Source organism: Rhizobium sp. 01L419 (assembly GCF_056400025.1).
Window position 1 is genome coordinate 121,209 of sequence record NZ_JBFTSM010000012.1, and the last position, 12,451, is coordinate 133,659.

Sequence of the window (12,451 nt, forward strand, 5' to 3'; positions counted from 1 at the left end):
TCTCACGCAATTCCCGACGCAATACCGCTGCGCAGTTCTGCTGGAATTGCTCTATGGAGCCGCGTCGTCCTGCGCGAGGTTGCTGCGCACCAGCGCGTAATAGGCCGAAAGCTCCGGAATGGCTTTCGGCAGTGTTTCGAAGGCAGGGTCGGAGATGGTGAGCCGGTCCGCATATTTCGCATTCAGAAAGGCATCGTGTTCGCGCAGGGCCGTGCGGTGACCGCCATGCAGCACGGTGAAGATCGGCGAGGGCACCGTACGGCCCTTGACGATGATGCGGTCGAGCTCGACCACGGCGTAGTGATCGCCGATGAGGCGGGCGGTTTCTTCGCCAAGCAGCAGGGCGACGCCGTAATTCTTCGAAGCGCCTTCCAGGCGAGAAGCGAGATTGACGCTGTCGCCGAGGCAGGAATAGTCGAACCGGCGGGTGGAACCCATATTGCCGACGATGCATTCGCCGGTATTGATGCCGACGCCCATTTTGAGGATATGCAGCGGCCGCCCTGACGCGACGGCCTCGCGCTCCAGTTCGCGGTTCAGCGTGCCGATCGCATCCTGCATGGCAATCGACGCTTTCACCGCGTGCAGCGCGTGATCGGGGTCGTCGAGCGGCGCATTCCAGAAGGCCATGATGCAATCGCCCATATATTTGTCGATCGTGCCGCCGTGATCCATGACGACATCGGACAGCGGCGTCAGCAGGCGGTTGATCAGCGTCGTCAGCTGCTCGGGATCGTCCTTCATCGTCTCGGCGATGGTGGTGAAGCCGCGCACGTCGGAAAACAGGACAGTCAGCGTACGTCGCTCGCCGCCGAGTTTCAGCTGCGAAGGATCGTTCGACAGGCGCTTGACGAGATCGGGTGAGATATATTGGGCAAAGGCGAGCGTAATCTGGCGTTTCTGGCGGCGCTCCTCGGTATAATCGAAGGCCGCCTGGCCGAAGGCGACGGCGACGAAGGCAACGGTCGGCCCAAGCGGCGAGACGAAGACATGGCCGAAGCGGATGCCGGCATAGCTGACTGCCGCAAAGGCGAGCACGGCGGCGGCGGTGGCGACCAGCGTTCGCCAGCTCGTGGCTTTCCAGACCGTGGCGGCAGCCAGAATGACCGATATGAGAATGCAGGTTGCGACCGGCAGCAGTCCGGCTTCGGATATGGCGAGGCCATGAACGATATTGTCGTAGATGGTGGCCTGCACCTCGACGCCGGAGATCAGCTTGCCGGTGTGGACGGTATAGGGCGTGGCATAGGCATCGGCGCCGCCCTGGTCGATCTCGGGGGCGTTCTGCAGGCTGAGGCCGACCAGCACGACGCGATCCCTGAAGATATCGGGCGGCAGGAAATTCTTCGGGTCCAGCGCCTGATAGTAGGAGACGGTGGGGTAGCTGCGGGCCGGGCCGAGCGATTGAATGAGGGAGCCTGCCGGCAGATGCGTCGCATTGATGCCCGCAGCCTTTGCAAGCTCCATGGCAAAGCCATCCGAATAGGATGGAATATTGCGGAAGACGCCGTCGCCATTCAGGGTGATCGAGGCGATGCCGGTGCGCGCACCGGCTTCCGTCATCTGCGGCAGCGGCGTGGTGCGCAGCAGCTGGTCGGCCTGGGGCGTCTTGATCAGGCTTTCATCGCCGGCAAGCACGACATCGGGGCCGACGGCAGCGGTGATGGCCTGATCGTTTTCGGCCGTCGAAGGCTCGGCCATGATGATATCGAGCGCGATGGCTTTGGCGCCGGCGGCGCGCAGCTGCTTGACGAGCTCCGCATGCAGGCTGCGCGGCCAGGGCCATTGGGCGTTGATATCGGCCAGCGCCGGCTCGTCGATCGCCACGATGATCGGCCCGCCATCGGGTGGCAAGGGATCGTCGACGGTGGAGAGATAGTCGAAGGTGCGCAGCTCCGTCAGAGTCCAGGCGGGCAGGCGGGAGATCAGCGAGATCGTGATCAGAGTGACCAGCGCCAGCACGAGAAGGCGGATGCTGCGGCTCGAGAAGGGCCAGCCGGGCGGCCGGGCCGACGGGCGGTCCTGCCTTGTGGGGCGCTCTGCGTGAGGGCGTGGCTGGACGGCGCGCGCCGACATCAGAAGCGGATCTTCAGCGTGCCCTTGAAGGCGCGGCCCCAACCGGGAGTGCCGGGCGTTATTTCGAAGTCCTCACCAAGCAGGTTATAGGCGGCGGCTTCGAGCGCGATGCGCTTGTCGAAAGGCTCCCAGATCAGGTGGGCGTCGAGGCTCCAGTAATCGTCAAGCGTGGTGCCGAGATCGTCGCCATCGCGCTCACCGATATAGTTGGCTGCAATGGTCGCCTTGACCTTGGCTTCGTTGACCCAGGTCAGCGCCACCTGACCGGAGTTTCGCGGGATATAGGGCAGGTTGCCGCCGAAGTTCGGCTCCAACGGATCTTTGTTCTCGGAATCCATATAGGCGTAAGTGGCGGAAAGGCCGAAGCCGGCTCCGAGCGCGACGTTGGCGGTGACGGCCGCGCGGTCAATTGTGCCGCGCGACAACGGCAGGCTCTCGATGGCGGGAAGGGCTATCAGCGGCAGATCGATCGAGAAGTCATGCAATTCCTGATGCTGATATTCGACCGAGGTGAAGAAGTTGTCGGTCCATTCGGCATCCCATTGGAAGGCTGCCGTATCAGCATAACCTTCGGCACTGACTGAGAACTGATTTGCCTGCAGGCCAAGGATGCCTATTGGGGCCAGCGTCGGCACGCCTGAATCGAGGCTCTGGCGCATGAAGGCCGCGCGCAGCCAATGATTCTGAACCGGCGCCCAGGCAAGGCCGAAGCGCGGTTCCAACCGGCTCACATCGACACCATCACCCTCCAGCCGCGTGCCGAAGAGCGCATATTCGCCCTTCAGGTTGGGTGTAATGTCGTGCAGTACGTCGACATAGGCGCGGCCGATATTGGTGCGGGTGTCGGTCTCGTTCGGTCCATCCGTGACGCCGTCGATAAAGCCTGGAATGATGTCCTCAAGGTGGAAATATGTCTTGCGAGACGAGTCGATCCACCCGCCCTCGACGCCGTAGCGCCAGGTGAGCGGTCCGTCGCCGATACTATGGCTAAGCGCAGCGATATAAGCCTTCGATTCCGTCTCTTCGCTGCTTTGCCCAAAGGGTCTGATGTCCGTGCCGGGGCCGCCCAGGAACGGCACGTCCGCCCAGTCGACTTGCAGGTCAGTCGTGGTTTTGGCTCCGGTTTCCATATACATCAATGCGCCATTCAGCACATTCTCGTAGGAAAACGTATGGCTCCAGCCGACACCGGCGCTGGTGAGGTTGGTGCTGCTGATCCGCGTCGTATAGAGCGGCAGTTCGTCCGGTACGAGCGGGCCGGCAGCGCCGAATATAGGGAAGAACAGCCCCTCGTTCAGAATGGTCGAGAGCGTGGGGTCCGTCGACAGCGCATTCAGCGTTCCGTCATTCTTGGCGTGATTGAAATAAGCCACAACGCGGTCATCCGGCGTCACCGTTGCCGTCAGATAGCCGTTGCCGCCGAGCAGATTATTCTCAGTCGCATATCCACCGAAATCACGGTAGTCGCCATCCAGCGCCAGTTCTTCCCAGGTCAGGTTGCCGTAGAAGCTGATCGGGATCGTTGCGTTCGAATAGCCCTGGATTTCCGCTTCGCCGATGCGGCGCGTATGGCCGTCGACGCTGTTGATGCCGCCGCCGAGCGAGCCTTCGATGAAGGGTACATCGAACAGCGATGCCGAGCGCGAACGGCCGGACAGCATGTGGGGAGAGAGCAGCAGGCCCTGGATGAAGGACGAGTAGCTCGACGCATTGTTCCGGTTCTGGATGACATTGTCATCGCTGAAGCTCGTCGCGTTGACGAAAGGAAAGATGCTGCCCTTGATCGACTGGTCGATATAACCGCTGCCTTTGAAAGGATCGAAGACGGCATCGCCATAATAGCGGCCCCAGGCATCCAGGCCCTGAAGGCGGAAAGCGTTGTTCAGCGTCGAGCCGGCGCTCGCATTGGCGCCGAGCCCGGTGAAATCGCCGCCGCGGGCGCGCGAGCGGCGCAGGAATTCCTGCGCGTTGGCAATCGCGCCATCTGAATTGTAGTCGTCGATATCGACAGCGGTGCGGAAGGCGGAGATGACCGGATCGTTATCATCCAGGCGGTTGGCATTGTCGAGGGCTTGCTCGGAGGGGAGGCGATCGCCCTTTTCATAGTGTGCGGCCGCAAGCATCAGCTGCGATTGCGAATGAGCCGGATTGGCGGTGCTGGCCGCCAGTAGATCCTCCAGCGCCTTGTCGCGCTCGCCGGACTGCAGGTAGTAACGGCCGCGGGCGAGCAGGGCGATATCGAAGGACGGGTCGAGGGCGATCGCCGTATCGATCTCGCGCTTGGCCTCCTTCATGCGCCCCTGATCGAGATAGAGGATCGAGAGGTTGGCATGCAGCAGCGGATCCTGCGGATCGAGCTCGATCGCCTTCTTGAAGGCCTTTTCCGCTTCGCCATTGGCATCGCGCGAACTCTGCAGCAGGCCGAGCGAATTCAGCGTGCCCGACGCGCCGGGGGCAAGCTCGATTGCGCGGTTCAGGTCCGCAAGCGCGCCGTTGATGTCGCTCTCATAGGCAGCCTTGTAACCGGCGCGGGCGGAGAGCGCCATCGGGTGATCGGGGTCGAGCGCCAGCGAGCGTTCTATCGCTTCCTTCATCTGCTCACGGTCATCGACGAGCTGCGCCAGCTGGGCGCGGACTGCCGGCAGGGTCGGGTCATCGGGATAGCGCTGTTCCGCTTTCTTGATGATCTCGAGGGCTGCGCGCGGGTTTTCCAGGAAGCCGGCCGTATAGGCCTGCATGATCGCGCCATAGGGGCCGGTGGTGTTGGCCGGAGGCGGTTCGGCATGCGCGGGGTCGGCGAGCGACCGGGCGAAATAGCCGCCATATCGGGCCATGGTTCGGCGTGTCGGGTCGAGATGCGGCAGCGCCTTCTGGAAGAGCCTGGCGGCATCGCCATAGCGCTTTTCGGAGCCGGCAATGGTGGCGTCGAGCAGGTCGACGCGGGCCTGCTGTGCGACCGTCAGCTTGCGGCTGCGGATATTTTGCAACGTTGCAGCTGCGGCCTGGCGCCCGTCGAAGGCGCTTTGTACTTCGGCAAGTTCCAGCCAGTCTTCTATGCTGCGGCGCTCGGGCGGCAGCGCCAGAAGGCGGCGGCGCTCGGTGGCCATACGGTCGGCCCGCAATGGTGAGGTCGGCATCAGGCCGAAGCCGTCGCGCAGGTCCAGATAGAAGAGCATCTGCTCGCGATCATCCGGATTGACGCTGATGAGCTTGTGCGGCGCCTGGCCGATGGTGGCGACGGCGCCTTCGCCCTCGTTCACCTCGACGCTGCCCTGCGGGTTGCTGAGCGCCACGCGGCCTTCGAGCACGATCATCGAGGTTCGAGCGCCGTCGACGGTCATCGTCCAGTCCGTGCCGCGGATGGCGGCTGCGGCGGCTGGTGTCTCGACCGTCAGGCCCTGGCCGCCGCGCTGGGCGCGGGCCCAGATGGTGCCGGACTGCAGATTGAGGATCGTGTCGCCGGTCGCAGACATTTTCTTGACCTGCAGCGCGGAATTGCGGCCGAGGCGGATCTGGGTGTGATCGGAAAAGAGGATCGCGAGCTGACCGGTAGCATTGGTGCGCAGCACGTCACCATCCAGAAGGTCCTGGTTGAGATCGACGACGCGCCAGTTGGTGACATCGACAAAGCGCACTTCCTCGCCGGTCTTGCGGGCGATGACGGAGCCTGCAGCCGGCGTGGGGCGCTGCAGCGGCTCGGCTGCAACCGGACACGCAAGTAACGCTGACATGAGCGCAAGAGTGGATCCTGCGCACAGAAAAGACTTCGACCCCGACATCCCAGATACCCCCGCATCTTTTTCCCGTTTGGCCAAGACCGATGTAAAAGTCAAGTCGGATGCACACGTGTTCTTGCTTTCGCAACCAAGTGTATTATTAGGGAAACACTATTTCTGGGTGGGGTTTCCTTTGAGCGAGTTTGAAAATTATGCGGAGCTGCCCTCCAGTTCTCCGTCAACGGCCGATATCGGCTCGGGATATTTCGACCATATCAAGAAAATCAACGACATATTCTATGATCAGATCAAGATATCGGATCAGAAAGCGGCTTATATCTTTACGTTCATGCTCGCCTTTCTTGTGAGTTCCGTCGAAGTGAGGGCGGTCTTCACCTGGGTGCGCTATGCGCAGGGCACGCCGCAGGCCATTCTCTTCTCCGGCCTCCTGGCCACAGCCTCGGTCTTTTCGATTCTGTCGGCCATCCTCGTGGTGCTGCCGCGGCGGCTCGATAAATCCACATCGATGTTCTGGGGCGCATGGCCGCGGCATCGCGACGTCTTCTTCGATGCGGCGATCCGGCGCGACGAGCGCTATCTCTTCGACCAGTATGTGGAAAATGCCGACATTCTCTCGCATATCGCGCGCAGCAAATACCGGTTCGTGACGATCGCGTTTCGGGGACTGATGGTGACGGTCGTGGCTTATGTGCTGCTGCTGGTGGCGGCTTAATTCACAGTCTGGTTTGCCGCTCCCATGATCACTGGCGGATGCCGCTCGAGGCCGCAATGCCAAACGCGAATTCAGCTTTTCGCAAAGTCCGCCGCTGTGAGGGGAACAGGTCTGTAGCCGTTGACGTCAGCAATGTCGTATTCCCGACCCAGCTCCGCCGCGACCAGGACCTGCCCGGACTTCGACATCAGCGCAGGGTCCCGCCAGAGTCCTGATATGACGTGGCCGATGAACCTGGGGGATTCGGAGTTGGACAGGTCGAAATATTCGGCGTTCTGCATGACGGCTTCGGTGCGGACCAGGCCGGGATAGAGTGCGACGGCGGCGACATCGTGCGGACGCAGATCATGGGCGAAGTCTGCGGCCATCTTGTCGGCAGCGGCCTTGGCCATGCCATAGATCGCGTTGCCGTCGTAAAATTGCGCTGCCCAGAATGAAATATTGACGATCAGGCCGCGCTGCGCCGAGATCATGACAGGCGCCACTGCACGAGACATCATGAAAGCCGCCCTCAGGGCCGTGCCGATCATTGCGTCCCACCGCCAGACGGGCTGCTCCCAGAAGGCTCGCGGCCAGGTAAAATCGCCATCCTCGACCATGTTTTCATAGCCGGGCCATGCATTGTTGACCAGAATGTCCAGCCTGTTGCCGGCTCTGATCTCTTCGGCCACGCGCTCGGTCTCGGTGTCGTTGCTGTGGTCGCACTGATGAACGACGACGCGTCCGGGCAGGTCCGCGGCCTCGAGCTCGAGCCCTTCCAGCGATCCCGCGTGTTTGCCCCCGGTTGCTTCTGCCTCGGAGCGCGTCCTGCCGGTGACATGCACCGTGGCGCCCTCGGCGAGCAATGCAAGCGCAATCCCGCGGCCGACGCCGCGGCTTGCGCCGGTTACCAGCGCGACGACATCTTTCATGTCGGCGATCCTCCCATACGATGGTTGTTTGCGGGCCGCGGTCCGTAAGTGCGCATCCGGGCTGCGGCATATCCGCTGGACAGCGCAAAATACGGCGCCACCGCGCCATTGTGAAGATCAGGGAGAGCAGCTGTTTGCCTGTGATCGACTGGACAGGCTGCGATCGGCGTTATTCGGTCCGCTTTGTCAAAACGCCAGCACCATGCCTGCACGGCCAGCCGGTAGCGGGAAAACGCCAATCGTTTCTCACGGATGGCGCGCGTGACTCCGTGGTGAAAGCGGCGGCGACCTGTTGGTCGCCGCCTGCAAGGGTTAGCGCGTTGCCTTCAGCTGGAGGCGGGAGACGCCTGCGGCCACATTCACACCGGTTCCGGTTTCACCGCTGAGCGGCTGCAATGCGAAATTCTTCGAATTTCCGCCGATCAGCGCATTTGCCCCGAGGCCGACACCGACGGAAGCACCGGCAGAAGCGCCGACATAGGTGCCGGCAAGAGCGCCATCACCGACGCGCGTGGGCGCGGTGTTGACGACGATCCAGCTGAGATAGGATTTGCCCGTGACGCCAACATCGAGACCGAGCTTGCCGATCGTGCCTCTATAGTGTTCGACCCTGCCGGTGTTCTGCTTGAAGCGGCAGTCGATCGCCTTGCTGGAGCCGATGATCATGCCGACGCCGCCGGCGACTTCGCAGGAAAGCGTGCCGAGACGCTGCCTCGGCTCATTTGCGACCTGCTGGGCGGCGTGTTTCGGTTGCTTGTGCTGGCTCGCGGCCTGGGCCACGGGTACGAAACCGAGGGAAGCGGCAGCTGCAAGGATGATGAGGTTCTTCATGAGTGTTTCCTTCCTAGTCTTCTGGGGGGACCGTTATAAACGTGTTCAACCCGACTTCGTTCAAACGTCGAAAGGAAACGGACCGGGCTGCAAGCCCGATCTGTCGGTAAATATCTGCTTTGATGGTCCGGATCGATGCCTGATGCCGTTCAGGCGCTGACGGCTTCGGCGCTACCCGCAAAATCGACGGCAGCGAAGGCGGCGGTGATCACTTCCGGGCCGGCATTCGGCTTTGCGGCATCGGTCGACAGGATCTGGCGGTAGCGGCGGGCACCCGGCAGGCCGGTGAAGAGGCCGACCATATGGCGGGCGATATGCTGCAGGCGACCGCCATTGGCGATATGGCGCTCCGCATAGGCCATCATGCGGTCGCGCAGATCGTTCCAATCCGGCTCGGCGGCGGGTGCGCCATAGAAGCGCCGGTCGATCTCGGAAAGGATCGCGGCGTTCTGATAGGCCGCGCGGCCGAGCATGACGCCATCCACATGGGCGAGGTGGCCTTCTGCCTCATCCAGCGTCTGGATGCCGCCATTGATGCCGATGAAAACATCGGGAAAGCGGGCCTTCATGCGGTAGACGATCTCGTAATCGAGCGGCGGGATTTCGCGGTTTTCCTTCGGGGAGAGGCCTTTCAGCCAGGCCTTGCGGGCATGGACCCAGATCGCGTCGGCGCCGGCATCGATCACCCTGGTCATCAGGGTGGGCAGGGCCTCTTCCGGCTCCTGCTCATCGACGCCGATGCGGCATTTGACCGTGACCGGGACGTTTGCGACCTTCTTCATGGCGGCGACGCATTCGGCAACCGTCTCAGGCGTGAGCATCAGGCAGGCGCCGAAGGTGCCCGACTGCACGCGATCCGACGGGCAGCCGACATTGAGGTTGATCTCGTCGTAACCGTAGGGCTCGGCAATACGCACGGCCTCGGTGAGCTTTGCCGGATCCGAACCGCCGAGCTGCAGGGCGAGGGGATGTTCGGCGGCGTCGAACGAAAGCAGGCGCTCGCGCGGGCCATGGATGATCGCGTCGGCGACGACCATTTCCGTATAGAGCAGGGCGTTGCGGCTGATCTGGCGGTGGAAATAACGGCAGTGGCGATCCGTCCAGTCGATCATAGGCGCGACGGCAAAAACCGGCGCCTTGAAGTAGCGCTGGTTGTTTTCGGATGCAGCCGTCTTTGCCGTGGTCATGATCTCAAGTCTTCTTTCGTCTGGTCTTATCTCGCGGCTCTGCCATCACGGACGAGCCTGATGTCGCGCGGCACTCGATGGATCGCCAGAGCGGGCGCGGTCATGGAGCGGGCTCCCGAGACGAGGGGCTTATACAGGAGAGATGGGGATAAAGCGAGATCGACACCAGGGGCGAACCGACCCACGAAATACAGGGACAATTGAACCAAATTTCTTCTGCCGCGTTTTTGCCACATATAGGAGGATTTCGATGGACAACCTGCTTCTGATCGCCACCCTTTGCGGCCTCATGTCTTTCGCCATGATCTGGCTCCAGACAAGAGAATAGTTTTCTGCGTCAAAGACTTGGCGCTTTCTCTACGCGCATGTCGGCAGCCTGCTTGCGCCGATGCTTAATCTTTTCTTAACCAACGAAAAAGGCGCGCTTGACTTCTCCGGAAATGAGAACAAAATGAGAACAAATAAACGTTCTCATGGAGAGTTCGATGGCAGCCAGCCCGAGTTATTCAGGAGCAGCAGACAAGGCCATGGCCTTTGTGGCGCAGCTGCGCGCCGACCGCGAGCGCCACGAAGCGCGCAGGCGGGAAGAACAGCGCCGTATCGAGGCGATGCGGCCGATCAATAAACATGTGCTGAAGGTTTTTGGCGGGCAGCAGCTGGCGCTGAAGCTGGACAGCTGAGCTCTCGGGTCTGTCCGTGTGAATGGCCGAACGGGCGGGCTAACGTCTGCCGCTCCATATCAGCGGGGCGGCTGACGCTGCGGGATGTCCAAGGCACTGCTGTCGAAAGTATGGCGCGCATTCCCCTGATATTTTTACCATTTTTCTAGCCGGTCGTGGACGGTCCGGAATTTCAGACATAGACGTATTGCAACTATTCGGGGTGGGGTTTCGTGAAAAGATTACTGTTGCTGTTGGTGGCGATCACGGTCTCCGCATCAGGCGCATTTGCGCAAGATGCGGAGAAGGAGCCGTTGGAGGGGGTGGTTCGATTCATGGGGAGGATCAATCCTCTCCTACAGGCTATCTATCAGGACCACATGGACGCGGCACGGAAAGTCTATGGGGAAGGCTGGGCGAATGTGTATGAGGAGCGGAAGATCCTTGCTGGGGTGATCGCGACATATGGTACTCCTGCCCTTGCGCGCGCAGGCGACAGTGCAGTGATTTCAGTCATGAACAAGACCGCCGCGCTTGCCGAGATTGTGGCCGAAAAATATCCCGACGGCTGTGAGTATTTCTTCACCGGCAATATGTGGGATTGGTATTCCATTGCCGAAGTCAGAAACGGCCGCATGGCTGATCTGAGAGCGAAAGCCTATGCCTATCAGGACGGCAAGTTCCGCGCTCCTGTGCCGTTGATGTCCGGCAAGGAGCGAGACCACATCATGAAGTGGTACCTGGGAATGACTGGGGGCGAGATATACAAGGCAAGGAAGGCCCCCAGCGGTGTGAGCGACGAAGACATGTGCTCGATCGCAAAGAAGCTCTATAACGTAGGCGCTGTGCCGAAAGAGCGACAGGGCGACTGGGGCAGGGCGTTGCTCTCGCTCGGTCCATCCCAGCAGAAGCAAAAGCCTGCCGCAGGTTCGAAGACCATACCGGGTGTGGTTGCGCAAAAACCGAAGGCTGGCTCCTTCGAAAAGGAGATGCAGGTTCTCGCCGGTATCAATCCTTTCGTTCACGCCGTCTTCATGGATCACGAGGATGAAACGCGGCAGTTGGTTGCCAAGACCGAAGCCTCTGGAGGCAAGCTCGATCCGCGAGCACAAGCGGCAGCGATGGTGGCCAAATACGGCAATCCTGCGCTGTCGCGGGCAAGCGATGCAATTGCGATCGATGTCTTGAAGAAGACTGGTGAGCTCAATGAGGCTCTTGCCCGCTACTATCCGCGGGGCTGCAAGGAATTGGTGAACTCGAGGATGTCGCAGAGCGCCCAGGCCATTCCGCAGGTGAAAGAACGCTACTTCCAATATCTGGAAGCCAAACGCCTGGCTTATGAGGACGGGAAGACGCGTCCGCCCACGGCGGTGAAGATGACCGCGCAGGACATCTTGCAAATGATTACACAGCACCTGGGGGTGACCGCAGAGGAGGCGCGCAAGCTGACGAAACTCTCCGAACTCAGCGACGAAGAGGCTTGCTCGATAACGATGAGGCTCAACGCAATAGATCCCGTGCCAGAGGCGCAGCGCGGCGACTGGGCGAGGACTGCCATGTCATGGAGTGGCTGAGCGCTGCCGCTGGGAGCGTTTTACCGCCCGATATCGACCTCGCGACGGAAGGTAGCTGCCGCAGGAGCGGATCTTGCAGGGCGCGGCTTTCCCGCAACGAGAAGCATTGCCCTGCTGTTTCCGGGGTCTTGCTGTCTGTGCCCGCCCTGCCATCGGCAAGGGCGGGCACGAAAAGACGCTGGATGCGTCGCGCGCCTCAGCGGCCCTGGAAGATCTTGACGAGTTTCGGAGTGTAGCGCTTATTTTGAATGTCGAGCAGATCCTGATAGTTGGCGCGGCCGGAGACGAGCGCTTTCGTGTATCGGCTGCAGGCAACCTTCGGAGCGTCCTTGTCCGCCACGTTCATCACGACCGCAGCGTTGTGATGCGTCTTCTTGTCGGAAAAGCTCAGGCGCCTGATGCAATCGTCAAGAAGGTCGTTTCTCGCTCGCTCGCTGCCCTGAAGCACAGTGATGGCGGCATCAAACTGCTTCTCGGTCGGCGCACAGCCGGCCAGAAGTGCGGTGGCAATCAATGTCATTGCAATATGGGCGCGCATGATTATCCCTCAAATAAGCTGATGACAGCGTCTTGTGCTGTAATAGGCACCGCATCTTTATTTTGATTCTCGCTCTGCGGGAATTCTATTCTTTGCGCTCCTTGATTTCTTCTATAGGCGGTTGAAAACCGTATCGCCCGCATGACGCGCGTGTGGCAGCGGGCGAGACGTTCCAGTCACCGATATCGTGGAAATCGGCTTTCGGCGGGCGTTCGTAACGTAGCTC

Annotated in this window: 9 protein-coding genes; 3 read left to right on the forward strand and 6 right to left on the reverse strand. The window is 61.2% G+C overall.

The features are described 5' to 3' along the window. Positions 1–51: 51 nt before the first annotated feature. A complete protein-coding gene (locus AC1DUP_RS23040) occupies positions 52–2,076 on the reverse strand; it encodes a CHASE2 domain-containing protein (RefSeq protein ID WP_477834692.1) in 2,025 nt (674 codons plus the stop codon). After that, complete coding sequence (locus AC1DUP_RS23045) at positions 2,076–5,855, reverse strand: FecR domain-containing protein (protein ID WP_477834694.1); 3,780 nt, start codon at positions 5,853–5,855, stop codon at positions 2,076–2,078. The genes AC1DUP_RS23040 and AC1DUP_RS23045 overlap by 1 nt, the downstream gene beginning before the upstream one ends. 130 nt (positions 5,856–5,985) lie before the next feature. On the opposite strand from AC1DUP_RS23045, the gene AC1DUP_RS23050 reads away from it, so the two are divergent. Next, complete coding sequence (locus AC1DUP_RS23050) at positions 5,986–6,525, forward strand: Pycsar system effector family protein (RefSeq protein WP_477834846.1); 540 nt, start codon at positions 5,986–5,988, stop codon at positions 6,523–6,525. 71 nt (positions 6,526–6,596) lie between these two features. Here AC1DUP_RS23050 and AC1DUP_RS23055 read toward each other — a convergent pair whose 3' ends face one another. From AC1DUP_RS23055 to dusA, 3 genes are all read right to left on the reverse strand, one after another. Further along, the gene (locus tag AC1DUP_RS23055; RefSeq protein WP_477834696.1) at positions 6,597–7,436 is read right to left on the reverse strand and encodes an SDR family NAD(P)-dependent oxidoreductase; all 840 of its coding nucleotides are present in this window, start codon (positions 7,434–7,436) and stop codon (positions 6,597–6,599) included. Positions 7,437–7,748: 312 nt separating this feature from the next. Then, complete coding sequence (locus tag AC1DUP_RS23060) at positions 7,749–8,267, reverse strand: DUF992 domain-containing protein (protein WP_477834698.1); 519 nt, start codon at positions 8,265–8,267, stop codon at positions 7,749–7,751. Between the two features lie 149 nt (positions 8,268–8,416). Then, on the reverse strand, positions 8,417–9,454 hold the full coding sequence (gene dusA / locus AC1DUP_RS23065; RefSeq protein ID WP_477834700.1) for a tRNA dihydrouridine(20/20a) synthase DusA: 1,038 nt from the start codon (positions 9,452–9,454) through the stop codon (positions 8,417–8,419). Between the two features lie 485 nt (positions 9,455–9,939). Between dusA and AC1DUP_RS23070 the strand changes: the two genes are divergently transcribed. Then, positions 9,940–10,134, forward strand: a complete 195-nt coding sequence (locus tag AC1DUP_RS23070; protein WP_113507809.1) for a hypothetical protein — start codon at positions 9,940–9,942, stop codon at positions 10,132–10,134. Positions 10,135–10,346: 212 nt separating this feature from the next. Then, positions 10,347–11,687 (forward strand): hypothetical protein, encoded by a 1,341-nt coding sequence (locus tag AC1DUP_RS23075; RefSeq protein ID WP_477834702.1) that lies wholly within the window; start codon positions 10,347–10,349, stop codon positions 11,685–11,687. A 196-nt stretch (positions 11,688–11,883) separates the two neighbouring features. On the opposite strand, the gene AC1DUP_RS23080 is transcribed toward AC1DUP_RS23075, so the two are convergent. Beyond that, positions 11,884–12,225: a hypothetical protein gene (locus AC1DUP_RS23080; protein ID WP_113297099.1), complete on the reverse strand. Its 342-nt coding sequence runs from the start codon at positions 12,223–12,225 to the stop codon at positions 11,884–11,886. Positions 12,226–12,451: the final 226 nt, after the last annotated feature.